Origin of the sequence: Peribacillus huizhouensis, from assembly GCF_014138605.1 — a bacterium.
Lineage (GTDB): Bacteria > Bacillota > Bacilli > Bacillales > DSM-1321 > Peribacillus > Peribacillus huizhouensis.
Genome location: NZ_JACJHX010000009.1, coordinates 51,433 through 76,950, shown reverse-complemented (window position 1 = coordinate 76,950; position 25,518 = coordinate 51,433). Strand labels below are relative to the sequence as shown.

At 36.6% G+C, this 25,518-nt stretch carries 26 protein-coding genes and 1 pseudogene; 24 read left to right on the top strand and 3 right to left on the bottom strand.

Annotation, left to right across the window (positions count from 1 at the left end; genetic code table 11):
• The first annotated feature begins 88 nt into the window (after positions 1-88).
• From HNP81_RS14525 to HNP81_RS14500, 6 genes are all read left to right on the top strand, one after another.
• Positions 89-1,237, top strand: coding sequence for a conserved virulence factor C family protein (locus tag HNP81_RS14525; RefSeq protein WP_182503118.1), 1,149 nt, complete (start codon positions 89-91; stop codon positions 1,235-1,237).
• A gap of 435 nt (positions 1,238-1,672) precedes the next feature.
• Entirely contained in the window at positions 1,673-3,343 is a 1,671-nt protein-coding gene (gene ilvD, locus HNP81_RS14520; protein ID WP_028391476.1) for a dihydroxy-acid dehydratase, read from the top strand.
• A 290-nt stretch (positions 3,344-3,633) separates the two neighbouring features.
• Positions 3,634-4,071, top strand: coding sequence for a BrxA/BrxB family bacilliredoxin (locus tag HNP81_RS14515; protein WP_028391475.1), 438 nt, complete (start codon positions 3,634-3,636; stop codon positions 4,069-4,071).
• A gap of 93 nt (positions 4,072-4,164) precedes the next feature.
• Positions 4,165-4,938, top strand: a complete 774-nt coding sequence (locus HNP81_RS14510; RefSeq protein ID WP_182503117.1) for a class I SAM-dependent methyltransferase — start codon at positions 4,165-4,167, stop codon at positions 4,936-4,938.
• A gap of 638 nt (positions 4,939-5,576) precedes the next feature.
• Positions 5,577-6,203 (top strand): YpjP family protein, encoded by a 627-nt coding sequence (locus HNP81_RS14505; protein ID WP_182503116.1) that lies wholly within the window; start codon positions 5,577-5,579, stop codon positions 6,201-6,203.
• Between the two features lie 346 nt (positions 6,204-6,549).
• Entirely contained in the window at positions 6,550-7,305 is a 756-nt protein-coding gene (locus HNP81_RS14500) for a MeeY/MeeF family manganese export membrane protein (protein WP_034301032.1), read from the top strand.
• A gap of 158 nt (positions 7,306-7,463) precedes the next feature.
• On the opposite strand, the gene HNP81_RS14495 is transcribed toward HNP81_RS14500, so the two are convergent.
• Positions 7,464-7,706, bottom strand: a complete 243-nt coding sequence (locus HNP81_RS14495) for a hypothetical protein (RefSeq protein ID WP_182503115.1) — start codon at positions 7,704-7,706, stop codon at positions 7,464-7,466.
• Positions 7,707-8,064: 358 nt separating this feature from the next.
• Between HNP81_RS14495 and HNP81_RS14490 the strand changes: the two genes are divergently transcribed.
• The 10 genes from HNP81_RS14490 to HNP81_RS14445 all read left to right on the top strand — a co-directional run bounded on the left by HNP81_RS14490 (position 8,065) and on the right by HNP81_RS14445 (position 16,736).
• A complete protein-coding gene (locus HNP81_RS14490) occupies positions 8,065-8,769 on the top strand; it encodes an anthrax toxin lethal factor-related metalloendopeptidase (RefSeq protein ID WP_182503114.1) in 705 nt (234 codons plus the stop codon).
• Between the two features lie 163 nt (positions 8,770-8,932).
• Entirely contained in the window at positions 8,933-9,727 is a 795-nt protein-coding gene (locus tag HNP81_RS14485) for a thymidylate synthase (RefSeq protein ID WP_028391469.1), read from the top strand.
• Positions 9,724-10,215 carry a dihydrofolate reductase gene (locus tag HNP81_RS14480; protein WP_182503113.1) on the top strand — a complete coding sequence of 164 codons (492 nt, stop codon included), beginning with the start codon at positions 9,724-9,726 and terminating at the stop codon, positions 10,213-10,215. The genes HNP81_RS14485 and HNP81_RS14480 overlap by 4 nt, the downstream gene beginning before the upstream one ends.
• A gap of 219 nt (positions 10,216-10,434) precedes the next feature.
• Positions 10,435-11,703, top strand: a complete 1,269-nt coding sequence (gene ilvA / locus HNP81_RS14475) for a threonine ammonia-lyase IlvA (protein WP_028391467.1) — start codon at positions 10,435-10,437, stop codon at positions 11,701-11,703.
• Positions 11,704-12,002: 299 nt separating this feature from the next.
• Entirely contained in the window at positions 12,003-12,197 is a 195-nt protein-coding gene (locus HNP81_RS14470; RefSeq protein WP_028391466.1) for a twin-arginine translocase TatA/TatE family subunit, read from the top strand.
• Positions 12,198-12,511: 314 nt separating this feature from the next.
• A complete protein-coding gene (gene tatC / locus HNP81_RS14465; RefSeq protein ID WP_182503112.1) occupies positions 12,512-13,267 on the top strand; it encodes a twin-arginine translocase subunit TatC in 756 nt (251 codons plus the stop codon).
• Between the two features lie 261 nt (positions 13,268-13,528).
• Entirely contained in the window at positions 13,529-14,371 is an 843-nt protein-coding gene (locus HNP81_RS14460; protein ID WP_028391464.1) for a fatty acid kinase binding subunit FakB, read from the top strand.
• A gap of 147 nt (positions 14,372-14,518) precedes the next feature.
• Positions 14,519-15,106, top strand: coding sequence for an SCO family protein (locus tag HNP81_RS14455; protein ID WP_028391463.1), 588 nt, complete (start codon positions 14,519-14,521; stop codon positions 15,104-15,106).
• Between the two features lie 208 nt (positions 15,107-15,314).
• A complete protein-coding gene (locus HNP81_RS14450; protein ID WP_028391462.1) occupies positions 15,315-16,148 on the top strand; it encodes an SGNH/GDSL hydrolase family protein in 834 nt (277 codons plus the stop codon).
• A gap of 3 nt (positions 16,149-16,151) precedes the next feature.
• Positions 16,152-16,736, top strand: coding sequence for a YpmS family protein (locus HNP81_RS14445; RefSeq protein WP_028391461.1), 585 nt, complete (start codon positions 16,152-16,154; stop codon positions 16,734-16,736).
• A gap of 139 nt (positions 16,737-16,875) precedes the next feature.
• Here the strand turns inward: HNP81_RS14445 and HNP81_RS14440 are convergent, their stop codons facing one another.
• A complete protein-coding gene (locus HNP81_RS14440; protein ID WP_034301028.1) occupies positions 16,876-17,631 on the bottom strand; it encodes a DUF4397 domain-containing protein in 756 nt (251 codons plus the stop codon).
• Positions 17,632-18,224: 593 nt separating this feature from the next.
• Between HNP81_RS14440 and msrA the strand changes: the two genes are divergently transcribed.
• The 3 genes from msrA to HNP81_RS14425 all read left to right on the top strand — a co-directional run bounded on the left by msrA (position 18,225) and on the right by HNP81_RS14425 (position 19,729).
• Positions 18,225-18,704 (top strand): peptide-methionine (S)-S-oxide reductase MsrA, encoded by a 480-nt coding sequence (gene msrA, locus HNP81_RS14435; protein ID WP_051405017.1) that lies wholly within the window; start codon positions 18,225-18,227, stop codon positions 18,702-18,704.
• 1 nt (position 18,705) lies between these two features.
• Positions 18,706-19,137, top strand: a complete 432-nt coding sequence (gene msrB / locus HNP81_RS14430; protein WP_028391458.1) for a peptide-methionine (R)-S-oxide reductase MsrB — start codon at positions 18,706-18,708, stop codon at positions 19,135-19,137.
• 79 nt (positions 19,138-19,216) lie between these two features.
• Positions 19,217-19,729, top strand: coding sequence for a PTS sugar transporter subunit IIA (locus HNP81_RS14425; RefSeq protein ID WP_028391457.1), 513 nt, complete (start codon positions 19,217-19,219; stop codon positions 19,727-19,729).
• Positions 19,730-19,806: 77 nt separating this feature from the next.
• On the opposite strand, the gene HNP81_RS14420 is transcribed toward HNP81_RS14425, so the two are convergent.
• Positions 19,807-20,892 carry an SGNH/GDSL hydrolase family protein gene (locus HNP81_RS14420; protein ID WP_028391456.1) on the bottom strand — a complete coding sequence of 362 codons (1,086 nt, stop codon included), beginning with the start codon at positions 20,890-20,892 and terminating at the stop codon, positions 19,807-19,809.
• A 320-nt stretch (positions 20,893-21,212) separates the two neighbouring features.
• Here HNP81_RS14420 and HNP81_RS24700 point away from each other — a divergent pair.
• The 5 genes and pseudogenes from HNP81_RS24700 to HNP81_RS14395 form a co-directional block, all read left to right on the top strand.
• Positions 21,213-21,296, top strand: a pseudogene (locus HNP81_RS24700) (YjcZ family sporulation protein); the annotation flags it as partial.
• 222 nt (positions 21,297-21,518) lie between these two features.
• A complete protein-coding gene (locus tag HNP81_RS14410; RefSeq protein ID WP_028391455.1) occupies positions 21,519-22,874 on the top strand; it encodes an aspartate aminotransferase family protein in 1,356 nt (451 codons plus the stop codon).
• 15 nt (positions 22,875-22,889) lie between these two features.
• Positions 22,890-23,591, top strand: coding sequence for a CoA transferase subunit A (locus HNP81_RS14405; RefSeq protein WP_028391454.1), 702 nt, complete (start codon positions 22,890-22,892; stop codon positions 23,589-23,591).
• Positions 23,570-24,238 carry a 3-oxoacid CoA-transferase subunit B gene (locus HNP81_RS14400; RefSeq protein ID WP_028391453.1) on the top strand — a complete coding sequence of 223 codons (669 nt, stop codon included), beginning with the start codon at positions 23,570-23,572 and terminating at the stop codon, positions 24,236-24,238. Before HNP81_RS14405 ends, HNP81_RS14400 begins: the two co-directional genes overlap by 22 nt.
• Before the next feature lie 5 nt (positions 24,239-24,243).
• Positions 24,244-25,515, top strand: a complete 1,272-nt coding sequence (locus tag HNP81_RS14395; protein ID WP_028391452.1) for a peptidase — start codon at positions 24,244-24,246, stop codon at positions 25,513-25,515.
• Positions 25,516-25,518 lie beyond the last annotated feature (3 nt).

Sequence of the window (25,518 nt, the reverse complement as noted above, 5' to 3'; positions counted from 1 at the left end):
TGAGCATTAATTCACTCCGAACCGCCTAAACCATAGATTATGATAAACTATAGTCATATCCTAAAAATATGTGTAAAGGAGCGAACGTATGAATATTATATCGATTGAACCTACACCAAGTCCAAACACAATGAAAATTAACTTGGCCGAAGAGCTACCAGCTGGTATAAGCAATAACTATAAAAAAGAGGAAGCTGAAAAAGCGCCATCTTTAATCAGAGAAATTTTATATATCGATGGTGTGAAGGGTGTTTATCATGTTGCCGATTTTTTAGCCATTGAACGAAATGGTAAATTTGATTGGCAAGAAATCTTGATTAAAGTTCGCCAAGTATTCGGTGAAGATACAAGAAATGAAGAAGTGGGATCGACTATTCTCGATCATTATGGAGAAGTCAATGTTTCGATTTTGCATTTCAAAGGATTACCATATCAAATCAAGCTAAACGACGGAAATAGTGAAAAGCGCTATGCTCTTCCGGATTCTTTTGCCCAAGCTGTTCAAGCAGCACAGAAACAAGATGATAATGTTGTTTTGCTAAGAAAATGGAAAGACTATGGTGTCAGATACGGAGATATGGATGCAATTGGTGCAGAAGTATCTGAGGAACTTATAGCTGCGTATCCGCCAGAACGGATAAATGAACTTGTAGCTGCGGCTAAGCAAGAGAACGACAATAAAAAAGAACTAGTAAAACGGACTAAAATTAAGCTTACCGCAGAAATGCTTGAGGATGAAAATTGGGAAAAACGCTATCAGGCACTTGAGCAAATGGAAGATCCGACAATTGAGGATATGCCATTGTTAAAAAAAGCTTTGTCAGACAGTAAAGTTTCTGTACGTAGAGAAGCGGTCGTATTACTAGGAATGATTGAAGATCGAAAAGTATTACCTGCACTATATATGGGCTTAAATGATAAAAATCCTGCTGTGAGAAGAACGGCTGGTGATTGCTTATCTGATCTCGGATTTGCGGAAGCGATGACGGAAATGGCATCTGCCTTAAAAGATAAAAGTAAAATTGTTAGATGGCGTGCTGCAATGTTCCTCTATGAATCTGGTGATAAAAGCGTATTATCTGCTTTAAAAGAAGCGGAAAAAGATTCAGAATTCGAAGTGGCTTTGCAAATAAAAATGGCTATTGACCGAATTGAAAATGGGGAAGAAGCGAAAGGGTCCGTTTGGAAGCAAATGACAGATGCGCGACTTACGGAAGTAGAAAATAGCGAAAAATAAGGGTAAGCAGAGGATGTTTTAGAGGGTCAGACCTCACACACTATAGATGTTTATTGTGTCATATACACGTCAAATAAACAATATAGTCGATGTGGGATCTGACCTTTTTGTATGAAGGATATGTGGACGGGGCTTCGTGACTTACTAATATAGCCAATCTACTTAGCGGGTATACTTAATTTTTATAAAGAATGCATCCAAAATCGGCTACGCACCGCCACGATTGTGATTAGGTGTGTGTAGTGTGCTACAGGCTGGAACCTTCATAGTAAATGGTGGAGTTTTGTATGGAATAGCCATATTTCGATATTATTTGAGTTTTTTTCATTTTCTTTTCTTGGCTTTTATGTTAGAATTTTTGGATAATAATAAATAATCTTATTTATTCACATAACATAATAAATTGGGGGTCTTTCAGCAATGTCTACGCCAAAAATGAGAAGTGACATGATTACACAAGGTATCGACCGAGCTCCACACCGTAGTTTGTTACGTGCAGCCGGCGTTAAAGAAGAAGATTTCGGAAAGCCGTTTATCGCAGTTTGTAACTCTTATATCGATATTGTTCCAGGTCATGTACATTTGCAGGAATTTGGAAAAATTGTAAAGGAAGCGATTCGCGAAGCGGGCGGCGTACCTTTTGAATTCAATACAATCGGGGTTGATGATGGAATTGCAATGGGGCATATTGGTATGCGCTATTCATTGCCAAGTCGTGAGATTATTGCTGATTCAATTGAAACTGTTGTTTCTGCGCATTGGTTCGATGGAATGGTTTGTATTCCTAACTGTGACAAAATTACGCCTGGGATGATGATGGCGGCACTTCGTGTCAATATTCCAACAATGTTTGTTAGCGGTGGACCAATGAAAGCTGGTGTGGATAAAGATGGTAACCCACTTAACTTAAACTCTGTTTTTGAAGGGGTTGGAGCTTACCAAGCTGGTAAAATTGATGAAGCAAAATTACAAGAGATTGAGCAATTTGCTTGTCCTACATGTGGTTCTTGTTCTGGTATGTTTACTGCAAACTCCATGAACTGCTTGGCAGAAGGTCTTGGTCTTGCCCTACCTGGTAATGGTACAATTTTAGCTGTAGCTCCCGAACGTAAAGAGTTTGTTAAACGCTCAGCTACGCAATTAATGGAGCTTATCAAAAAGGATATTAAACCACGTGATATCGTAACAATCGATGCAATTGATAATGCATTTGCGTTGGACATGGCGATGGGTGGTTCAACAAACACAGTACTTCATACACTTGCATTAGCACATGAAGCTGGAATTGAGTATTCATTAGAACGTATCAATGAAATTGCAAGTCGTGTACCTCATCTTGCAAAAATCGCTCCTGCATCAGATTATCACATTGAAGATGTTCATAACGCAGGAGGCGTTAGTGCCATCATCAATGAGATTCTTAAAAAGCCGGGTGCAATCAATGGTGATTGCCTAACTGTATCTGGTAAAACATTACGTGAAAATGTTGCTGGGGCGGAAATCTTGGACAAAAATGTTATTCGTCCATTAGACAATCCTTATTCTGAGCGAGGCGGCCTTGCTGTATTATTCGGTAACTTAGCGCCAAATGGTTCAGTTATTAAAGTTGGAGCTGTCGATCCAGCAGTAGGCGGCTATCATAGAGGTCCAGCAATCTGCTTCGATTCTCAAGAAGATGCCCTTTCTGGAATCATCACTGGTAAAGTAAAAGAGGGACATGTTGTCGTGATCCGTTATGAAGGACCTAAAGGTGGGCCAGGAATGCCTGAGATGTTAGCACCTACTTCGCAAATTGTCGGTAGAGGTCTTGGCGCTAAAGTTGGTCTTATTACTGATGGTCGTTTCTCAGGTGCATCAAGAGGAATTTCAATTGGGCATATTTCTCCAGAAGCTGCAGAAGGTGGTCCAATTGCATTTGTAGAAAACGGCGATATTATCGAATTAGATTTAAATAATCGTACAATCCAATTAGAAATTTCAGATGAAGAATTTGAAAAACGTAAAGCAAATTGGCGAGGTTTTGAACCAAAAGTAAAAACTGGTTATTTAGCACGCTACTCTAAGCTCGTTACAAGTGCTAACACAGGTGGCGTATTAAAAATCTAAGCAGATGAAGTTAATCTACACTTGTTAAAGAAGGGTCGGAGTTCACACTCTAAATTAGAAGAAAGTGTTTAGACACGAATTTTCTAATAAGAGTTGGGCCTGGCCCTTTTTAATTTGGAATTGTAAAATTCAAACCTATTCAAGAAGTAGTGGAACAGTAGGTTAACTATTTTGAAAAAATGAGCGGATTATCTAACTTAAACGTATTATAGACGATTCACTTTTTTGCATATTTGTTAATATGTATAGTATTCTTATGGTGTATCGGAAAATAAAGGAGGCAACTACCTATGTCAATGGCATATGAAGAATATATGAAACAAATGGTAAAACCAATGCGAGCAGAGCTTGTTCAAGCGGGGTTTACGGAAATTACTACTGCTGAGGAAGTAGACAACTTTATGAATACAGTAAAAGATGAAACAACTCTTGTTGTAGTGAATTCGGTATGCGGATGTGCAGCAGGAATAGCCCGCCCAGCAGCAACTCAAGCAGTATTAAATTCGGCTAACAAACCAGATCATATCGTTACAGTGTTTGCAGGCCAAGATAAAGACGCTACTGCAAAAATGCGTGAATATTTCACAGGATATGAACCATCATCCCCGTCTATGGCTTTATTAAAAGGAAAAGAAGTGATTCACTTCATTCCACGTCATGATATAGAAGGGTTTCCGATGGAAGCGGTAATGGAGAATCTTCTCACAGCATTTGAAGAAATGAAATAAGCTAGTATTAAGCATGTAGAGACTTAACTCTAAAGGGCTTGTCCTTTTAGATAAGTCTCTACTGCTATTTAGTTGACTAAAAGGAGAGCAATCATGTTTGTCACAACAGCTGGACGCACTGATGAAATACATACTGAACGAGCTAAAAGTATTGCCACTCAATTTTCACTGCCGTTTTACAAGAGGAATAAACGGTCTTTAACTAGAATGCATCAAGATTATGGGATGGACTGTTTGGTTGTCGGGAAAAACAAACTAGAACTTCATACAATTTCTGGGGGTTCACCTTTCTTTTTTCATCCGAATATTGCAATGGTTCGTATCAAACGAATGATGAACGGCGAAGATGATCCGTATATAACAGCTGCTAGAATTGAAAAAGGGTCTTCTATTCTCGACTGTACACTCGGATTAGGTTCAGATGCCATTATTGCGAGTTACGTCTCAGGTGCTTGTGGGGAAATTAGAGCGATTGAAGAAAATTCGATCATCTCCTTTATTGTTAAAGAAGGACTATTGCAGTGGGAAAGTGGGATCGAACTTATGGATGCTGCGATGAAAAGAATTCAGATTGAAACAGGTAATCATCATGAGGTTTTAAAAAAGCTTCCAGATAACAGCTTCGATGTGGTGTACTTTGATCCGATGTTTGAAGAGCGTATTGAAGAATCAGAAGGTATAAATGGGTTGGCACAATTTGCATCCTATAATGATTTACAACTAGAAACAATTGAGCAGGCAAAGCGCGTTGCGAATAATCGAGTCGTGCTAAAGGATCATTTCAGAAGCAAACGATTTGAGAAATTGGGGTTCACAACAATCAAAAGGAAAACCTCATTATTTCATTATGGGTACATTCAATTATAAAAGAAACTCGTCGTTGCTCTTTAAGACGAGTTTCTTCAAGTTTGAATTTCAGTCAATTTAAAAAGCAAGAGAATACTTAAAAAGGACCTGACCTAGTATATCGTGTTAATAATACATTAATAACATTGTATGTAGAGTTATAGCGACTACTTATCCTCTAGGATCAGGCTATTAAAATAACAAAAACCACTTCTTTTTTCAGATTAGAACAAAAGAAGAAATGGAATAGTTTTATACATAGTCTTCCCGTTAATCAATCGGCAATCGCTTCATAAATGAAATAAACAAGTGAAATTACGACGAGTATCAAAAGTGCTGACGCTTCCATAGGTGAATTCCTCCTTTACAAAACAATGGATTACAATATATAGTTCTACATCAGGTATGCAAAATCCTTCATTTTCTTTTACACAATAAAAAAATGGTCTTTCTTTATTATAGACAAACATGCCATCAAAATGAAATTTAGCATACATTTTTTTCGTAATTTCCTAAGAAATCCCGTATACTAGAAATTAGATTATACAAATGGCTAGTCATGTATGCCGATAACTGAAAATTGACGTGAATAGCTAATAAAGGCAGGAAATAATACTTTTTGTAACTTCATTGATACGTGAAGGAGGAGGGAAATCATCATGAAGAAATCGAAATGGTTGAAGAAAAGCTTAGTTGTATTAGTAACTGTTCTAACATTCGGAATGGTTTCTCCTTCTGATATATCCTGGCTTACTGAAGCACATCCGAATAAACACCCAAAGAAAAATATTTTTGAAGAAACGGAAAGTACAAGCTATTCCTTAATCGAATCAGCTGATGACTCGATATCAACAAGTATATTTGACCGAAGTGAGTTTCTTGAATCGATCATGACAAAGGCCGAGGAACATGCCTTTACGAAATTCGGTGAAAAGATTGGTCCGAAGATTGAAGATGAATTTAAATTTGCTGTTTTACCAAAAATTGAAGAGGCCATCACACAAATGGCAGTAAACTTCCCTGATGAAGAGCTTGTTCAGTTAACTATATCTAAAGGACCTTCTTCAGGACGAAGTGAGAAGATTTTTCACCTTTATAACGAAAATACTGGAAATGATATTATTCGTTTTCATGTTAGACAAGAGAATCCACCGCAAGAAGGATATTGGTTCAATTTTCATTATCATACGTATCATGATGAATTCGCTACACACTATGCTTTAGGTAAAATTTATTGGGATAAAAATACACCTCCGAAATGGTCGGAGCAAACTTATTTTTCTTGAAGATGCTTATCCCATAATAGCGGGCAGTAAAACCCCCACCGATTTAAGATTAACTTTAATTTTGCTAGAATGAATATAAACATTTGAAATATGAATTTTATAGGCGTATGCTATCTATATGGTCAAACTGAATGCGCTGCTATTAGCGCATTTTTCATTTTTAAAAGAATGATGTAAATGTTTTTTTAGGATGTTTTGAACGAGCGAATACGTCCAACTCCCTAATTTAAGCCGATCATTCTTATTTGAATAGATCACTCATGATTCAGTTTGGTTTCGAAGTTCCTGAAGCTTAGGTTTTTTTAATAAATGAGGAACTTTTATTCTACAAGAAAGCCGGGATAATATGTTAACAAGCATTATGAACACGTACGCTCAATTTTTTGATTGGGAAATGTGGGCAAAAGTATTGTCAGACCCAGTGAGCTGGGGGTTAATTGGAACACTGATTTTACTTGAAGGTTTGTTGTCAGCAGATAATGCATTAGTTCTCGCTGTTATGGTTCGTCATCTACCTACTAAACAAAGAAAAAAGGCACTTTTCTATGGATTACTTGGTGCATATGCATTCCGTTTCATTGCGATTGGACTCGGTGTTTATTTAATTCATCTATGGTGGGTAAAAGTATTGGGAGCAACATATCTTGCATGGCTCGCCATAAAGTATTTTATTGATAAAACGAAACAAAATGAGAATGGTGAAGAAGAATCAAAAGGAATGTCTAAAGAAAGTATTCTTATTAGGATGTTTGGAAATTTATGGGGAACGGTCGTTGCTGTTGAATTAATGGATATCGCGTTTTCGGTGGATAGTGTTCTCGCTGCATTTGGTGTCAGTGAAAAAGTATGGGTGTTGTTGATTGGTGGTATGCTTGGAGTGTTAATGATGCGTGGCATTGCGGGTGTATTCCTTAAGCTAATTGATAAAGTACCTGAACTGGAGACGGCTGCATATGTTTTGATTGCCATTATCTCCATTAAAATGTATCTTTCTGTTATTCAGATTGAGATTCCACATGCAATGTTTTTCTCCATGATAGTCATCACATTTGCGATTACCTTTGTTATTCATTACCGTAATTTACGACATATAAAAGATTAAGTGAAAAAGGCTGTCCAAAAGGGTCAGACCTTACAATTATTAGACCGTTTATTGAATTAATCACACGACCAAATAAACGTTCTTAAGTAAATTGTGGGGTTCTGATCGTTTTCTTTTGGTGACAGCCTTTTCTCGTTTTGAAGGAAATAGAGTAGTTTTTAACTATCAGGGAATTTTCGTTTAATGATTTGAAACACAATGAAAAAGAAGATCAAGAAAAATAATGGGATAAAAATGGACCATAAAAATGATTGGATTAAAGGGTGTAAAAGAAGTCCTAAAAAGATTGAAAATATGACAAGGTCAAGATATATGAAAACCTCAAGATTAAATACATCAAGCACTTCATCTGCAAGTTCAGGGTGAAGTCTTAATAGCTCCTGCTTATTAACACGTCTCAATATAATCACCTAGCATTCATCCAGTTACTTCTTGTATATGTTCAAAGCTACTGAAGTGTTACTTATAAATTCTTCGAAAATCTTCTCCTTCATACTACGTACCACTTTTTTCACCACTTAACCGGCAGTAAAACCCTACAAAAAGCTGATCAGGAACTAAGAAGAGAGGTAGGGGACAAACTGCCTGAAAAGATCCAATTGGTTCAACAATTAGATGGGAATGAAGAACCCGTACTGATTGTAATTTCAAGTTCATTTCCAAATATTTTCGACAGTTTAAAGGATTCATAGTATGTTATACTTCAATAATATAATGTGATAGTTTTTGAAACTAGTATAACGAATGGTGGTTCTATATATGAAAAGAACATTTTCTATAATCTTATGCCTCCTTCTATTCTTCATTCTTTCTTCATTTAGCTTTGTTGAAACTGAAGGTTTAAGTGTTGGTGCATTTCCAAAAGGCCATAGCCTAAAATTAACAAAAGTATGGCAGGAAAATACAAATTTAGAACGTCTTTTTTTATTCCCTGAACAATCCTTTAATGTAGGAGAAGCGGTTAACAGTGTTGAACAAATTAGTAAACTTCCTCCCGCTACAATTCAAAAGTTAGTAGATAAAAATGTTAAAATTAAGTTATTCACAGGTCGCTTGACAGATGATCCACATACGATGCACTTAAGAGGGGTAAAGCCAAGAGGTTATACAAATAATCAGACAACTTGGGATGATGTGCCTGGAATGGGAGGAAATCGTATTGTCTTTGTGAAAATTGGTGCAACGGAATCGGGAAACGGACACGGTTCGATTAATCTTGAGCTTCACGAATTAGCGCATACGATCGATACATTCGCGTATAATGGAATTCGTGATAATAATCTATTTTTAATAATTTGGGAGCAAGAAGTAAGCGGACTTTTTCCTGACAAAGCTTATTATTCTACATATCCAGAAGAATATTTTGCCGAAACATATGCGATGTTCTATGCGAATTCGGTTTCTAATAAAGTGCTAAAAGAAAAGGCGCCACGTACTTATTCATTTATTAAACAGCTTAATTAATATGAAAAACTAAAACTACGAAATAAATTAAACACTACGCTTATTAAATTAATTCTTTTGGGATAATTGGTTTGTAAGTAGAAAATTGTAGTATTATAAAAAGGGAATTAAGGGGTTATTACCTATATAAATAGTGTGTGACTGAAAAAGGTGGTTTAATTTAATGAAGCAATATTTGGATTTGTGTAAACATGTGCTTGAAAACGGAACAAAGAAAAGCGATAGAACGGGGACAGGTACAATTAGTACCTTTGGCTATCAGATGAGATTTGATCTACAAGAAGGTTTTCCTGTCCTTACGACTAAAAAACTAAGCTTAAAGGCAATCATTCATGAATTACTGTGGTTTTTACAAGGTGATACGAATGTTAAGTATTTACAAGATAATGGTGTTCGTATTTGGAATGAATGGGCGGATGACAAAGGTGAGCTCGGTCCTATTTATGGCCATCAGTGGCGTTCATGGGGAACAGCTGATGGCAGACAAATTGATCAAATTTCACAATTGATTGAGCAGATTAAAAAAAATCCTGATTCACGTCGATTGATAATTAATGCTTGGAATGTTGGCGAAATAGAAAAAATGGCCTTACCGCCGTGTCATGCGATGTTTCAGTTTTATGTTCGGGATGGAAAATTATCATGTCAGCTATACCAACGATCTGCTGACGTATTCTTAGGTGTGCCATTCAATATCGCATCATATGCTCTATTAACAATGATGATTGCGCAAGTTTGTGACTTAGAGTATGGAGAATTTATTCATACATTTGGAGATGTTCATATTTATGACAATCACGTTGAACAGATTAATCTCCAGCTAACTAGAGAACCATATCCATTACCAGTTATGAAAATTAATCAAAAAGTAAAAAGTATTTTCGATTTTAAATATGAAGATTTTGAATTGGAAAACTATGAAGCACATCCACATATTAAAGGGGAAGTGAGTGTATGATATCTTTTATTTTGGCAATGGATGACAATCGATTAATTGGTAAGGACAATACACTGCCTTGGTATTTACCGGCGGATCTCCAATATTTTAAAAAGGTGACGATGGGACATCCGATTTTGATGGGGAGAAAAACGTATGAGTCTATTGGCAAACCTTTGCCTGGTAGAGAGAACATCATCTTGACCCGGAATACGGATTATCAAAAAGAGGGTGTAACCGTTATTTCTAATTTGAAAGAAGCTGTTGCATATGCGGATACTTCGGATAAAGAAGTGTTCGTAATTGGCGGAGCAGAAATCTTTCAGCAATTACTTGCAAACTGCAAGCGGTTATATATAACTGAAATTCATCATTCATTTGCTGGTGATACGTATTTCCCTGAATTAAATATGTCAAAATGGCAGTTGATTTCTAGAACAACTGGTATCATCGATGAAAAGAACAAGTATCCTCATGAATTTGTGGTATTAGAACGAATCGAGAACTAGGCAGAATCGGAGTACTTCATTTATAGAAAAATGTAGTACTCGCTGTCTTAATTCATATCGATGATTGAAGTATCGGATTAATAATGAGTCATTCATCTCAATTTTTTGGAGTTTTCTATTAGATGCAAATAAGGTGAAATATCTGAAAAATCTGTTGATTTATTTTTAATTAGTGATATAATTGACAAATTATCTAGTGAATTGAAAAGAGGGTATTACATGAGCCAAATAACATCAACAAGAAAATGGGTCCAAGTTGAAGATATCTTAGTTGCTTACCAGGAGCTTAAAGATATCGTTGCACATACGCCGCTGCAAAGGAACGAAAGATTATCTGAGAAGTATGGATGTAATGTTTACTTAAAGCGAGAAGATTTACAGCATGTTCGCTCTTTTAAGCTTAGGGGAGCATATTATAAAATGAAAAAGCTGTCTGAAGAAGAAACAAGGAATGGAGTTGTCTGTGCAAGCGCGGGCAATCATGCGCAAGGGGTTGCATTTGCGTGTAGTCAGTTGGGGATTTCAGGGAAAATCTACATGCCTGCGACAACTCCTCGGCAAAAAGTTGACCAAGTTCAGCTATTTGGTAAAGACAAAATTGAAATTGTATTAGTAGGCGATTCATTTGATGACGCTTTTTATGAAGCGGAGAGATGCATGGAAGCAGAAAACAGGACTTTTATCCATCCTTTCGATGACGAATTGGTCATCGCTGGTCAAGGGACAGTAGCCATTGAAATTTTAAATGATTGTGATGAAAAGATTGATTATGTACTTGCGGGAATAGGCGGAGGAGGCCTAGTATCTGGGATATCGACATATTTCAAATCAGTATCACCAGAAACATCTTGCATTGGTGTCGAACCAGAAGGTGCTGCTTCTATGAAACAATCTTTATTAAAAGGTGAAGTAGAGGCATTACTAGATATTGACACGTTTGTGGATGGAGCAGCAGTTAAATGTGTAGGACAAAAAACGTTTGATCTCTGTCAGGAACATGTGGATGATATCATTAAGGTCCCTGAAGGAAAAGTTTGCACAACTATTCTTGACTTATATAATGAACATGCGATTATTGCCGAACCTGCAGGAGCGTTGACTGTTGCAGCACTTGATTTTTATCGGGATGAAATCAAAGGGAAAACCATCGTTTGTGTCATTAGTGGGGGCAATAATGATATTGGTCGTATGCAAGAAATAAAAGAAAAATCGCTTTTATATGAAGGATTACTTTATTATTTCATAGTTAATTTCCCTCAACGAGCTGGAGCTTTACGTGAATTTCTAGATGAAGTACTCGGTCCTAATGATGATATTTCTAGATTTGAATATACGAAAAAAAATAACAAAGAACAGGGACCTGCTCTCGTTGGAATCGAGCTGAAAAATAGGCAGGATTATGGCCCCTTGATTGAGCGCATGAGCAAAAAAGGATTTCCATATGTGGAAGTAAATAAAGACAGTAATTTATTTTCTTTGCTGATTTAATATTTATAGAACGAGATGCAAAATAGGGTCAGACCCACTCATCACACAGTTTATCGTGTTACTTACACTTTACTAGAACTGTATTTAGTTGATTGGGTTCTGATCCTTTAGTTATGCACACCCACTTTTTTTAATAAAACTGGAATTAATTACAGGGATAAGGTAAAATTACAAGGGATAAATCGACTTTTTTGGGGCATGTTAAAAGTATTCTAAGCAAGTTATGTCAATTAATAAGTGAGATACTATTTAATTCGAATGGGTTGTTTTATTGAAGAATGAACAGGAGGGGTGTTACTATGTTTTCAAATATAGGGGTACCAGGATTAATTTTGATTTTAGTGCTCGCACTTATCATTTTTGGTCCGAAGAAATTACCTGAAATTGGACGGGCGTTCGGTCAAACTTTACGTGAGTTTAAAAGTTCAACCCGTGAATTGACAAATGATGTCTTTGAAGAAAAAGATGAAAAAAAGAATAATTCTGTAAAATAAGTATCTGAATGTAAGAGTAAGATGTCATATAACGGAAGCGTCAGACTATATAACTACAATATATAGTTCAAACTATGTAAATGTAACACTAAAGAGTGAAACATAAATCAGTGGGGTTTCATCACCCACTGATTGATAGTTCCGTTCTAGTGTCACTATTACCTCCGTTTCTTCGATTCCTCATGCCTTGAGGTGGATGTCTTACTGACAATTAAGGCGGGATAAAATCACTGTCGATGTGAATTCTTACAATAAACAGGAATAATGAAGAAAATTCGATAATCTTCGTATTTTTTATAGAGAGCGTGATAGATTTGGTAGATCAAGAACAAAACGTAATTGCCCATTTAGAAGAGCTACGTAAACGTTTAATTATTACAGTAATTTCCTTTATCCTCTTTTTTATTGTAGGATTTATCTACGTTGAAGATATATATCAATGGCTTGTTAAAGATTTTGATGAAAAACTAATGGTATTGGGACCTAGTGATATCCTTTGGATTTATTTCATGCTTGCAACTGTTGTTTCGGTAGCAGCAACAATACCAGTGTTTGCTTTTCAATTATGGTTATTTGTAAAACCTGCGTTATTGCCAAGAGAAATAAAAGTAACATTATCTTATATCCCAGCACTTTTTCTGTTATTTGTTGGTGGACTAGCATTTGGGTATCTCATTATTTTCCCAATGGTATTGGATTTCTTACTCGGTTTAAGTAATGGAATGTTTGTAACCAATTTTACCGCTGATAAATATTTTCAATTTCTACTTAATATGACTTTACCGTTTGGGATTCTTTTCGAACTTCCTGTTGTGACGATGTTTTTAACTTCAATTGGAATAGTTAATCCATATGTTTTGCAAAAGCTGAGAAAATACGCCTATTTTGTCTTGGTCGTTATTGCGATATGTATTACCCCACCAGATTTTGTCTCAGATTTTCTTGTGACGATACCATTGTTGCTGTTATATGAAATCAGTATCTCATTATCAAAATTTGTGTACAAACGGAAGCAAAAGAGAGATGCGTTCTTACAAGAGGAATTACCGGAAGAAGAAGGTTTAGATTGATAACAATAACAAATATTTCACTAATATACGCATAAAATTATACGATGCTGTCTTATGTTTGGATGAAGTAGTAGGGGAAGATCTAGCCTACGATTCAATTCAATCAAGGGCAGCATTTTTTTTAATCATGTTCCCCGTTGGCTATAAATGTGTCCAACTTTCAAACTTTGTCAAAATTGCTCGAAATATTGAGTATTATGTTTGAATGATTGTTTTAACCATGTATAATTAAGAGAATTGTTGAGATTGGGATGTGTAGTGATGGGGAATGTGAAGATTGTAACAGATTCGACTGTTGATATGACGCAAGAGGAAATTAAACGATATGGAATTGAAATGGTACCGTTATCGGTTTCAATAGATGACAGGATCTATTTAGATAAGATCGAATTGGAGCAAGAAGAGTTTTTAATAAAAATGAAGGATGCTAAGGAGCTTCCGAAAAGCTCGCAGCCATCGACAGGCGCTTTTTTAGAAGTATTTGATAGACTTGGAGAAGATGGAAGCGAAATTATTGCTATTCATATGACAGGTGGCATGAGTGGTACTGTCCAATCTGCTGAAAGTGCAGCGATAATGTCTCAATCTAATGTTACTGTATTTGATTCAAAATACATTTCAAAGGCATTATCATTTCAAGTAATTGAAGCTGCTAAAATGGCAAAAGAAGGCAAAAGTGTTACTGAAATTTTGGAAAGAATTAATGAAATTCAATCTCAATCAAGATTGATTATTTCTATTGATACATTAGAGAATTTAGTGAAAGGCGGACGAATTGGTAAAGTGTCTGCTATGATTGGATCGTTACTTAATATTAAACCAATTGCAATTTTAGAGGGTGGCGTACTTCATCCTGTCTCAAAAGCAAGGAGTCAATCTCAAATTGTTAAATTTGTCTTGAATAAATATAAAGAAGATTTAAAGGATAAGAGAATTATGGGAATTGCCATTGTTCATGTGAATGGATATGAAATCGCTTCAAAGATTAGAACGGCATTAGCCGAAATCAGCGGTTTATCCGAGATAAAAATTGAAGGTACATCGTCTGTTGTAAGTACCCACACGGGAGAAGGGGCTATGGGAGTGATGTATCATTGGGAATAAATAATGAAAATACTGTAAAAGTAGTTAGATGTTACTTTTTGTGAAAAGGCTCATAAAATTTATAACTTGAATGCAAATTTCTTTATACAGCTTACACCCTCTGTTAAAATAATATAATTATCATATACAAATAAAGGCGGTAAAAAAATGAAAAGGTGGCAAAACATAATATTGTTCGTTGGAATTATGTCTGTTTTGTTATTATCCGCATGCGGTTCACAAGGGATTAAAAACGGGTATAATTGGGATCTTGAGGAGTTTACTTTCACGGATCATAATAACAAAGAGTTTTCAAAAAGTGACTTAAAGGGCAAAGTTTGGCTTGCTGATTTCGTGTTTACGAACTGTACAACGGTTTGTTTACCTATGACGAGTAATTTGGCTGAATTTCAAACGATGCTTAAGGAGAATGGCATCTCCAATGTAGAAATTGTTTCTTTCTCTGTAGATCCTGAGTTAGATACACCAGCTGCGTTGAAAGAGTATGGACAGCGATTTAATGCTGATTTATCCTCATGGCATTTCCTAACGGGCTATACGCAGCAGGAAATTGAAGAGTTTGCTAAAAAGAATTTTAAAACAATTGTTCAAAAACCAGCCAATAATGATCAAGTTATCCATGGCACAAAGTTTTATTTAATTAATAAAGAAGGACAAATTGTCAAAGATTATTCAGGCGTGAGTGATGTTCCGTTTGAAGAAATACTGAATGATATTAAAATTTTACAAAAATGATGTGGATGTCCCTAAAAGATCTGACCACGCACTAATTTATTGTTTACAGTGTTTCATACACTAAACGGTTTATAGTAGGCGTTGGTTTGGGGCTTTTGCAAAGGGATATTCTTTTTTGTTGTAAGGTATCTCAAATTATGGAATTACGATTTTTATTAAGTGTACGTGATATAATAGTGAAAGACCTTTTTTTAGGACGGTGATACATATGAAGAAAAAAATATCCTGTCTATTGATTGGACTGTTAATTCTTACTTCATGTTCAAACATTCGAACAGTTTCAAATCATCCATCACAACAAGAAAACGAACTTGGGTTAAAAAAAAAGGATGCGATTCCTGCCACTTTTTTTCCTGATCCAATAGAAATCGTATCTTTAGGGGATTCTTTGACACAAGGTGTAGGCGACACTACTGACAAAGGTGGTTATTTACCCTATTTACGACAACTGCTAGAAAAAGAACCAACGATTACGTCTGTGAATTTTGTAAATCATGGCGTAAAAGGCAATCGAACTGACCAGTTATTGAAGCGCATGAAAGAAAAAACTGTGATTGCCAATATTAAAAAGGCAGATGCAATTGTAATTACGATCGGTGGCAATGATATCATGCGGGTATTCCGCCAAAATATAATCGATTTGAAAATGGAGCAATTTGAAAAAGCAAGAATAGGGTATGAAAAAAGATTGGAACAAATTTTAAAAAAAGTTCGCTCAAACAATGAGCATGCGCAAATTTATTTAGTAGGTGTATACAATCCTTTTACCAAAGTATTAAGTGCCTTTCAAGAATTGGATATAATCATGGACCAATGGAATCGCAGCGGACGAACAATTGTTGAGGGATATGATAACGCGTATTTCATTGAAATTGGTGATTTATTTGAGAATACGGCAGAGAATTTATTATTTACAGAGGACCATTTTCATCCAAATAATCGAGGGTATGAGTTGATTGCAGACAGAATCTATCAAGAAATGCATATTGAAACTTTAGGAAGAGATTCCATTGAGACGAGTACAAAAGGGGATGAAGAATAATTAATGTCTAAAGCAAGTTGGAAATACTTATTTTTAAGTTTATTGGCCATAAATATTATTGTGCTAGTAACTGTCATTATCCTAATTAATTTACCTGCAAAAGATGAGGAAATAGCAAAAATAGATCGTAAAGATCAAGGTGTTTCATTTGTCATTAATACGAATCGAGATGATTTAAATACGTTAATTTCTCAATATATTGAGAAAGAAGGATTGGCTGGACCTGTCCATTATGATGTCCATTTATCAGACGTTGTTGAACTTTACGGAACCATGCCATTTTTTGGGAGAGATATAGAATTAAAGCTGACATTTGTTCCAGAAGCTCAAAGTAACGGCGATGTTGTGCTAAAACAAGAGTCGATTTCAGTTGGCCAACTCAATTTACCTGTTTCCTATGTATTGACTTTCATTAATCGTCAATATAAAACACCAGAATGGGTCACGATACAGCCGGATAAGGAACAGATATATGTATCGTTACAAAATATGGAGTTGAAAAGTGATGTTCATGTGAAAGCAAAAGAATTTGATTTAAAAAATGATAAAATTTCCTTTGTATTAACAGTCCCTTCGTTACAACCTTAAAAGGGTCAGATCTTACATTCTACACATCGTTGGACGTGACAGTTACACATCATGTAAACGATAAATAGTAGATGTAGGATCTGACCCTTTTATTATGTGTTAGGCAACAGAGTTGAATATAATTGATACGAAAGCAATGTTAAGGTAAAACGAATAAAGCTTCCAACCCAGGCTCTGCATCCTGTAAACCGATTATATAGATGGTATAGGCCCTATTGTCACTGAATGCAGCATGAGGAATGGAAAGCACGCTTTGTTTCGTACCAGAAACTCTAGTTTCAAGGTCAATACTCATAGGTGTAATTCCCAGATAATTTGTTGCTTTTCTGTACGGTACATTTTGAAATACTACATCTCCATCTTTTACCGCTAAATCGAGAGCAGGGCTATCTGAAGCCAAATGGATCAGCCGAACTTTGGATTCGCTATTAGGAACAGATGGAAGGTCTTCATGAGCGATGAGTCGCATCGACTTATCCAGACCACTTACAGCTAATGTATATAACTTTCCTGGCTCAACTTGAATTTTCTGACTTAGAATGGTTGAAGAAAGCTGACCAGTTGGATAGATATCTATTTGATATTTCCCCGCAATTAATGGTAAATAGTCACTAATTGTTTTATATGGACTGTTCTGCAATATTCTTGTTTCATTTACATACACATCGACATTTCCTGCATTTGTTGCTGCGTGAAGAATTCTTACTCTGCTTGGACTCTTTCTATATAAATCTTCTGCACGCATCACCTCAAAAGCATTATTCAAAGCTGTTAAATGTTTGTGGTAATAATAAACATGCAAGTTTGGGTCAATGTATTTATAATGGCTGGCTAATAAATCATACTTCTGAGCTTTTATAAAATAGTTTTTTCGACTTTTTTTAGAATTCGACATGGTTTATTCTCCTTTTTTCAAAGCTTTCGTAAACAGCATATGCAATTCTAATTAGGCTGGTGTCACAAAAAAGGGAAGAATTAAAATATGAAAATCACATAATACGTCCATTCTCACAAATTCACATGAGTTATGAAAATGAATGATGAAGTAGAAAAAACTTGTAGTAATAAGTGGTTTTGGTGCATCAAAGTAATGATACTTTTCGATTCTTAGTCTTCGATTTCAACAGATGGAAACGGAGAATGGTCGTCTCACTAAAGCTTGTTTCTTGATAAAGACGATAGAAATGGTAATACTAGTATGGTAGCAATTACGATCTTATAAAAAGTAAAGAACTCACCTTACTTGAGGGAAAAAGAAGTAGTAGAAGATGAATAATAAGAAAAAATATATTAAAAAGAGAAATGGATAATGTGTTGATTGTGAGTAAAACAGCTTTTCATTTTACACAGCTGGCAAAAAGCGTTAAAATTTATTGAATACGATTTTTACGCATACTAACAGATTAACTTGATCTACATGCTGAATGGAGGTTAGTGTTGGTGAATCATTTACAAAGAGCTACATTTGCAGGAGGATGCTTTTGGTGCATGGTTAAACCATTTGCTGAACAGCCCGGGATTGAATCTGTTCTATCCGGGTACACGGGCGGTCATACAGAAAATCCAACTTATAAAGAAGTTTGTTCTGAAACAACTGGACATTATGAGGCTGTACAGATTACATACGACCCGAACGTGTATCCATACGAGCAATTAGTTGAATTATTTTGGCAGCAAATTGATCCAACAGACGCTGGCGGACAATTTTTCGACCGCGGTGGTTCCTACCAAACTGCAATTTTTTATCATACAGAGCAACAAAAGCAAATAGCTGAAGCTTCTAAGGAAAAATTACAAAATAGCGGAAGATTTAAACAGCCAATTGTTACACCTATTTTACCGGCTAAACCGTTTTATCTTGCCGAAGAATATCACCAAGATTATTATAAGAAAAACCCAGCTCATTATAATCGTTACCGAATCGGATCAGGGCGGCAAACATTTATTGAACAGAATTGGGGGCAGTAAAATGACTAATCAAAATCATGATTTAAAACAAAAATTAACGCCTATACAATACGAAGTCACGCAAAATAATGGCACTGAGCCACCTTTTAGAAATGAATATTGGGATAATAAAGCGGAAGGGTTATATGTAGATATCGTCTCTGGAAAACCTTTATTTACTTCGAAGGAAAAATACGACTCAGGCTGCGGCTGGCCAAGCTTTACAAAGCCACTATTAAACCAGGAAATCATTGAGAAGGTTGATACGAGCTATGGAATGCGAAGAACAGAAGTAAGAAGTAAAACAGGGGATTCACATCTCGGTCACGTATTTGATGACGGACCGGGACCTGAAGGATTAAGATATTGCATTAATTCAGCTTCCCTCAGATTCATACCAGTTGCTGATCTTGATAAAGAAGGCTATGGGCAATATAAAGACTTATTTCGATAATTAATTTGATGATACAAAACTATCGCATTTAGTATTATAATAAGATGTTCGACCATGTAAGATAGGGAAGGAGATTTATATGTTTAAGAAATTATTTGGGAAGAAAACGGAGGAGTCCGTTCCAGTTAATAAAGAAATCGTTTTATTCGCTCCAATGAATGGAAGCGTGGTAGCTTTGGAGGATGTTCCTGATCCAGTTTTTGCAGAGAAAATGATGGGGGATGGCCTTGCAATAGAACCGGGAGAAGATACAGTTTATTCACCTGTTGATGGAGAAATTGTACAAGTATTCCCGACAAAGCATGCAGTTGGGATTAAGGCTCTAAATGGAGCGGAAATTCTTATTCATATCGGCCTCGAAACAGTAGGATTAAATGGTGAAGGCTTTGAAGCCTTTGTTAGTGCAGGGGATAAAGTGAAAATGGGAGATAAACTCATTTCCTTTAATCAAACGATTATTAAAGAAAAAGCAAAAAGCACTATTATTCCAATAATTATTACAAATAGCGATGATGTGGAGTCAATTGTAAAAACGACTGAAACATCTTTAACTAGAGGGGAAACTCAATTTTTTAAAGTAACGATTAAGTAAATAACGAGGTTGTGCCATATCAACAAGGTCAGACCTCACAACCTATAAACGATGTATAGGTTGTGAGGTCTGACCCTTTATTTATTTGTAATAATACTGATGATGTGAACATCGGCTTTACCCGTAAGATTCATTAATGATTTTGTACCACTTGTTTCAAAACGAACCTTATGTATTCCGTTGGATAAACCATTTGTGATATAGAGATATCGTTCTTTTGAAAAAGGCCACCATGTGTCGATCGTAGTCGTATAATTCCCATCGATAAATACATCAAGCTTTCCGCCGATGGGAGTTCTTAAGAAAATCCCCCCTAGAATAGTTCCAGTAAAATCATACTCGATATAATTACCTTTTAATTCACTGACAAAGCCCAATGAGGAATGATTAAAACCATTTATACGGCTTGGCTTATTTATTTTAATCAGGTTCAAGTCCTTTTGTCTATATAGAGGAATAGACAAAGGGGCAATTACTTTATCTTCAATTGTATGACTAAGTAATTGCGAATATATCTCATTAGCATAAAGCTGATAGCCTATTCCGTTCGGGTGAATAAAATCTTTTGTAAGTTGCTCCATGCTTAAGCCGGATTTTGCAAAGACTGGACGCATGTCAAGATGTGCGGTTCCATAATGCCTAGAAATTTTCATGATTTCGTCAGCAAAGTCGTAAAAAGTAAGAGAACTTTCGGTTATGGTAAAAATTTCAGCATTAGGAAAACGTGTTTTTACCTTTCTCACTAAAGCCTCATAAATTTCTCCGAAATCGTTTGCCGACATGTATTTTCGGTCGTTTTCTCCAAAAACAATAAAGACAAGATCAGGTGGTTCTTTTATTGTTGTTTGAGAAAAATTATAGAGTCCTTCAAATGCAGTAGCGCCACTTTGAACGATATAATCTCCTGATATCTTAATATTCTCTTTTTGTTTCATCATATTCTCTAAACGGACAAACCAGCGCTCTTCTGGAGTTGCTGCTCCTGAACCTCTGCCTATGCTATCGCCGATCACTAAATAGCGAATCGGTTTGTTCGTTTTTATCTTTTCGTATACATTTGGAAGAGTTTCATTTCCATAAGTTTTCTGATTAAGCAAAAATACAAACAGTATACTCGTGGTTAGGAATAAAGCGATAAATGTCATAATAATTTTACTTTTCATTATGTCTCAAACCTTTTTTATAAAAATATAAGTTGTTTTATAGTGGAGCTTGGAGGCTTACACCTGTCTTCATTCTCCTCATAGTATAACCTATTCTACAAATAACTTCGCAATATAAAAAGTGCATACAGTCATTTTTTATAGGAAACTGTCTTTAGATAAATTGAGCGGTCGAAAAAAATAGGCAAATGCACAGACCGAATCGGGCGCAGTTGCATATTGTAAAAATGTAAGAGATATCAAAAAGAGGAGTGAATGTAATGTACGGATATGGCGGATACGGTGGTTACGGATATGGTGGCGGATGTTGTGGATACGGCGGCGGCGGTTTCGCCGGCGGTTTCGCCCTAATTGTGGTGTTGTTTATCCTATTAATCATCATTGGTGCATCTTTCTGTTGCTAACGAAATAAAAAAAGTAACCGGCCTTATTATAAGGTCGGTTTTTCCTTTTTTAAACTGGAAAAAAGGAAAAAACGAAGTTCTTTCTATCGAAGCTGAAACAGAGTAAATGAAGAAGCAACTATGTTAGCAATAACATTTTATTTTCGGGAAGAAAGATTGCGACTTAAAAGACATACATTAGATTATACGGTTCGTAAGATAAGTGAAAAGGAGTGCTGCAAAATGGGGAAATCGTCATTAATTAAACCAGTACTCGATGTGGAATATCCAGTTATTAGTCATGGGAAGGGAGTGTTTCTTTACGATGCTTTTGGAAAAGAGTATCTTGATGGATGCTCTGGAGCAGTTACAGCGAATATCGGTCATGGAGTAGAAGAAATTACTAAAGCTATGATTGAACAAGCTGAGAAGGTTTCGTTTGTGTATCGTTCACAGTTTACCAGTGAAGCGGCAGAACAGCTCGCATTAAAACTTTCAGATTTAACGCACGGCGACTATCCTTGGAGTTTTTTCGTGAATAGTGGGTCAGAAGCAACAGAGACAGCGATGAAGCTAGCTATTCAATATTGGCAGGAAAGAGGAAAACCACAAAAGAATCGAATCATCTCGAGGTGGATGAGCTATCACGGAATCACGCTTGGTGCCTTGTCCATGTCTGGACATCCAGTGCGTCGAGAGCGATTTACTGAAATTCTGGAATCGTATCCGGCAATCTCTGCACCATATTGTTATCGTTGTCCGATGCAACTGGATAGCAAATCATGCGGACTTGCTTGTGCGAATGAGCTTGAAGCAGCAATCAGAAGAATTGGGGAGAATCATGTAGCCGCCTTCATTGCTGAACCAGTCATAGGCGCAGCGGGAGCGGCCATAACACCACCTAACGGCTATTTTCAAAAGTTGAAGCAAATTTGCGAGAAATACAATGTCTTATTTATTGCTGATGAAGTGATGACAGGAATGGGGCGTACGGGGAAATTACTTGCTTCAGAACATTGGGGAGTAAAGCCTGATATTGTGACACTTGGAAAAGGTTTGAGCGGGGGATACACGCCGATCGCAGCTACTCTTGTTTCGGATCCTATTATTCAGGCAATTCTACACGGTTCAAAAATAATTATGGGGGGGCATACCTTTAGCGCAAATCCATTATCTTGCGCGATCTCACTTGCTGTTCTCAATTATCTTACCAAGCATGATATAGCTGAACATGCTGCAACCGCCGGTGTATATTTGAAAAACAAGTTGCACTCATTGGAACAGAAGTATTCCTTTATAGGTGATATTCGAGGAAAAGGTCTCCTTCTTGGTATTGAATTTGTTCAAAATAAAAAAACGAAAAAACCTTTTCCGCTAGACGCTTCTATAACAAATACAGTGATTAAGCTTGCAATGGAGCACGGCTTGCTATTATATCCTGCAGCAGCTGGTGAAGAAGGGGTCACAGGTGCTGCCATTATTGTCGCACCACCTTTAACAATCACCGAAAAAGAAATCGATGAATTAATAAACCGCTTCGAAACTGTATTGGAAGAATGGGCTGAAAAATATTTGTTGAATGTGAATGAGGAAATCTAATAGGCGGTGTGAAAGATGACAGAAAACATGTTTAAGAAAGTAACGAATCGTTCCAGTTTAACCCCGCTATTTAAAGATGGAATGAGCATCTTATTCGGTGGTTTTGGAGGAGTTGGTACACCGCCGGGATTGGTAGATCTTATTTTAGAAACTGGGATTAAGAATCTAACTTTAATCGGTACAGATGCTGGTTTTCCTGATATTGGGATCGGAAAAGTCATTACAAAAAAACGAGCAAAAAAATTAATAGTTTCTCATATTGGTTCTAATCCCAACGCAGGGGCCTATATGAATGCTGGCGAGCTTGAAATTGAATTTTCTCCACAAGGAACATTGATTGAACGTATTCGAGCAGGTGGAATGGGGCTTGGTGGTATCTTATCTGACATAGGCATTGAGGCTGAAATTGTAAACCGAAATAAAGAAAAAGTAAAAGTAGCAGAAAAAGAATACTTAATTGAGCCAGCCATAACGAGCGACGTTGCAATTGTTTATGCAAAAAAGGCTGATGATTATGGAAACTTAATTTTTGATAAAAGTGCCAGAAATTCAAATCCTTTTGTTGCAACTGCTGGAAAAATAACGATCGTCGAAGCATTAGAAATTGTCCCCTGTGGTACATTGAACCCAGAAGAAATTATCACTCCAGGGGTTTTTGTCGATTATATTGTGGAATCGAAAGGAGTGAATTGGCAATGGGCATGGGAGCAGAAATAAGAAAGAAACTAGCAAAGCGAGCTGCCCAAGAAATTAAGCAGGGCATGCTCGTCAATCTTGGGATTGGTATTCCTTCTCTAGTTCCTGATTTTTTACCAAAAAATTTCCCAGTCATGTTTCATGCTGAGAATGGAATCATTGGAATGGGACCATCTCCTGAATCTGGAAAGGAAGATGGAAACCTTTGTAACGCAGGGGGGCATCCTGTCACGTTGCAGACCGGAGGCTCGTATTGCGATAGTGCTACGGCTTTTGGAATCATTCGGTCAGAACGGATTGATTTAACGATTTTAGGTGCGTTGCAAGTTAGTGGTAATGGTGATCTTGCGAATTGGATTGTTCCAGGGAAGCGAATTCCAGGGATGGGTGGTGCAATGGATTTAGCAGCCAAAGCAAAAAAGGTCATCGTTGTAATGAATCATTTTGACAAAAGCGGAGCTTCAAAGCTAGTAAAAGCTTGTACATTGCCGCTGACAGCTCCTAACTGTGTACATATGATCATTACCGAGCTAGGTGTTTTTACCGTGACTTTTGAAGGACTAGTGTTAACCGACTTGTTCGAGACTTATACATTTGATGATGTTGTAGCGAAAACGGATACTGAAGTAAAGCGGGCCAATCATATTCGCATTATAAAAGAAAGGTAGAGATTATGATGGATAAAAAACATAAAGTGATAGATTGGATTAACGAGAATTATACAAAAGGAGTCAAATTATTGTCAAAGCTGATACAAGAACCAAGTAAGCGCGGGAATGAGGGAGGTGCACAAGCGATTATCATTGAAAAATGCCGAGAACTCGGTCTAGAATTGGATATTTGGGAGATTGGTGATGATGTATTAAAAAATCACCCGCACTTTCACTGTGATCGTAGTGATTTTATGGGTAATCCAAACCTTGTCGCGATAAAAAAAGGGAAGGGGTTAGGAAAGTCTATTCTTTTGAATGGACATATCGATGTTGTACCTGAAGGGAATCAAAATGATTGGGAAATCGATCCTTTTAGCGGGAGAATTATGAATGGAAGAGTCTATGGTAGAGGCTCTACAGATATGAAAGGTGGCAATGTATCATTATTGTTGGCGATTGAAGCAATTTTGGCAAGTGGAATCAACTTAAAAGGAGATATGATTTTTCAAAGTGTAATTGAAGAGGAGAGCGGTGGGGCAGGAACACTTGCAGCCGTATTGCGAGGGTATCGTGCAGACGGAGCGATTATTCCTGAGCCTACAAATATGAAAATCTTTCCGCTGCAACAAGGTTCGATGTGGTTTAGACTTATCGTAAAAGGAAAATCAGCTCACGCTGGTACACGATATGAGGGTGTGAGTGCCATTGAACAATCCATTTTTGTTATTGAAGCGATAAGAGACTTAGAGAATAAAAGAAACGAAGCACTCACACATCCTCTGTACGAAAATATCTCCATCCCAATTCCCATCAATCTCGGAAAAATCCATGGCGGTGAATGGCCGTCATCTGTTCCTGATACAGTCATTTTGGAAGGTCGATTAGGCGTTGCTCCTTTTGAAACAGTAGAAGATGCAAAAGAGAGCTTAAAAGCGTGTATTAAAGAATTAAATTCCTCATTTGACTGGTTTAGCAATAAACCGGTTGAACTTGAATTTTTTGGAGCACGATGGTTGCCGGGATATATCGATTTAGATCACCCGTTTCTTCAAACAATGCAAGCTGCTTATAAAGAAAAAATGAACAGAGAAGCGAAATTGGAAGCTTCACCATGGGCTACGGATGGTGGTTATTTATCTGGAGTCGGCGGGATCCCGACCATTGTGTTTGGACCAGGAAAAACCGAATTAGCCCATGATGCCAATGAATATATTGAAATAGAAAAAATGATCGAAGCAGCTCAAATCATTGCGATTACGATTCTTGACTGGTGTGAAGTTGCTGAAGAATGAAAA

What these genes read in the sequence shown, in the direction of transcription:
- HNP81_RS14400 (WP_028391453.1), top strand. Translation starts at nt 23,570, where the DNA reads ATGGGCATGGGAGCAGAAATAAGAAAGAAACTAGCAAAGCGAGCTGCC.
- HNP81_RS14485 (WP_028391469.1), top strand. Translation starts at nt 8,933, where the DNA reads ATGAAGCAATATTTGGATTTGTGTAAACATGTGCTTGAAAACGGAACA.
- HNP81_RS14480 (WP_182503113.1), top strand. Translation starts at nt 9,724, where the DNA reads ATGATATCTTTTATTTTGGCAATGGATGACAATCGATTAATTGGTAAG.
- HNP81_RS14440 (WP_034301028.1), bottom strand. Translation starts at nt 17,631, where the DNA reads ATGTCGAATTCTAAAAAAAGTCGAAAAAACTATTTTATAAAAGCTCAG.
- HNP81_RS14445 (WP_028391461.1), top strand. Translation starts at nt 16,152, where the DNA reads ATGTCTAAAGCAAGTTGGAAATACTTATTTTTAAGTTTATTGGCCATA.
- HNP81_RS14420 (WP_028391456.1), bottom strand. Translation starts at nt 20,892, where the DNA reads ATGAAAAGTAAAATTATTATGACATTTATCGCTTTATTCCTAACCACG.
- HNP81_RS14490 (WP_182503114.1), top strand. Translation starts at nt 8,065, where the DNA reads ATGAAAAGAACATTTTCTATAATCTTATGCCTCCTTCTATTCTTCATT.
- HNP81_RS14405 (WP_028391454.1), top strand. Translation starts at nt 22,890, where the DNA reads ATGACAGAAAACATGTTTAAGAAAGTAACGAATCGTTCCAGTTTAACC.
- msrA (WP_051405017.1), top strand. Translation starts at nt 18,225, where the DNA reads ATGGTTAAACCATTTGCTGAACAGCCCGGGATTGAATCTGTTCTATCC.
- HNP81_RS14455 (WP_028391463.1), top strand. Translation starts at nt 14,519, where the DNA reads ATGAAAAGGTGGCAAAACATAATATTGTTCGTTGGAATTATGTCTGTT.
- msrB (WP_028391458.1), top strand. Translation starts at nt 18,706, where the DNA reads ATGACTAATCAAAATCATGATTTAAAACAAAAATTAACGCCTATACAA.
- HNP81_RS14425 (WP_028391457.1), top strand. Translation starts at nt 19,217, where the DNA reads ATGTTTAAGAAATTATTTGGGAAGAAAACGGAGGAGTCCGTTCCAGTT.
- HNP81_RS14450 (WP_028391462.1), top strand. Translation starts at nt 15,315, where the DNA reads ATGAAGAAAAAAATATCCTGTCTATTGATTGGACTGTTAATTCTTACT.
- HNP81_RS14510 (WP_182503117.1), top strand. Translation starts at nt 4,165, where the DNA reads ATGTTTGTCACAACAGCTGGACGCACTGATGAAATACATACTGAACGA.
- HNP81_RS14410 (WP_028391455.1), top strand. Translation starts at nt 21,519, where the DNA reads ATGGGGAAATCGTCATTAATTAAACCAGTACTCGATGTGGAATATCCA.
- HNP81_RS14505 (WP_182503116.1), top strand. Translation starts at nt 5,577, where the DNA reads ATGAAGAAATCGAAATGGTTGAAGAAAAGCTTAGTTGTATTAGTAACT.
- HNP81_RS14460 (WP_028391464.1), top strand. Translation starts at nt 13,529, where the DNA reads ATGGGGAATGTGAAGATTGTAACAGATTCGACTGTTGATATGACGCAA.
- HNP81_RS14525 (WP_182503118.1), top strand. Translation starts at nt 89, where the DNA reads ATGAATATTATATCGATTGAACCTACACCAAGTCCAAACACAATGAAA.
- HNP81_RS14470 (WP_028391466.1), top strand. Translation starts at nt 12,003, where the DNA reads ATGTTTTCAAATATAGGGGTACCAGGATTAATTTTGATTTTAGTGCTC.
- HNP81_RS14500 (WP_034301032.1), top strand. Translation starts at nt 6,550, where the DNA reads ATGTTAACAAGCATTATGAACACGTACGCTCAATTTTTTGATTGGGAA.
- ilvD (WP_028391476.1), top strand. Translation starts at nt 1,673, where the DNA reads ATGAGAAGTGACATGATTACACAAGGTATCGACCGAGCTCCACACCGT.
- HNP81_RS14395 (WP_028391452.1), top strand. Translation starts at nt 24,244, where the DNA reads ATGATGGATAAAAAACATAAAGTGATAGATTGGATTAACGAGAATTAT.
- HNP81_RS14515 (WP_028391475.1), top strand. Translation starts at nt 3,634, where the DNA reads ATGTCAATGGCATATGAAGAATATATGAAACAAATGGTAAAACCAATG.
- ilvA (WP_028391467.1), top strand. Translation starts at nt 10,435, where the DNA reads ATGAGCCAAATAACATCAACAAGAAAATGGGTCCAAGTTGAAGATATC.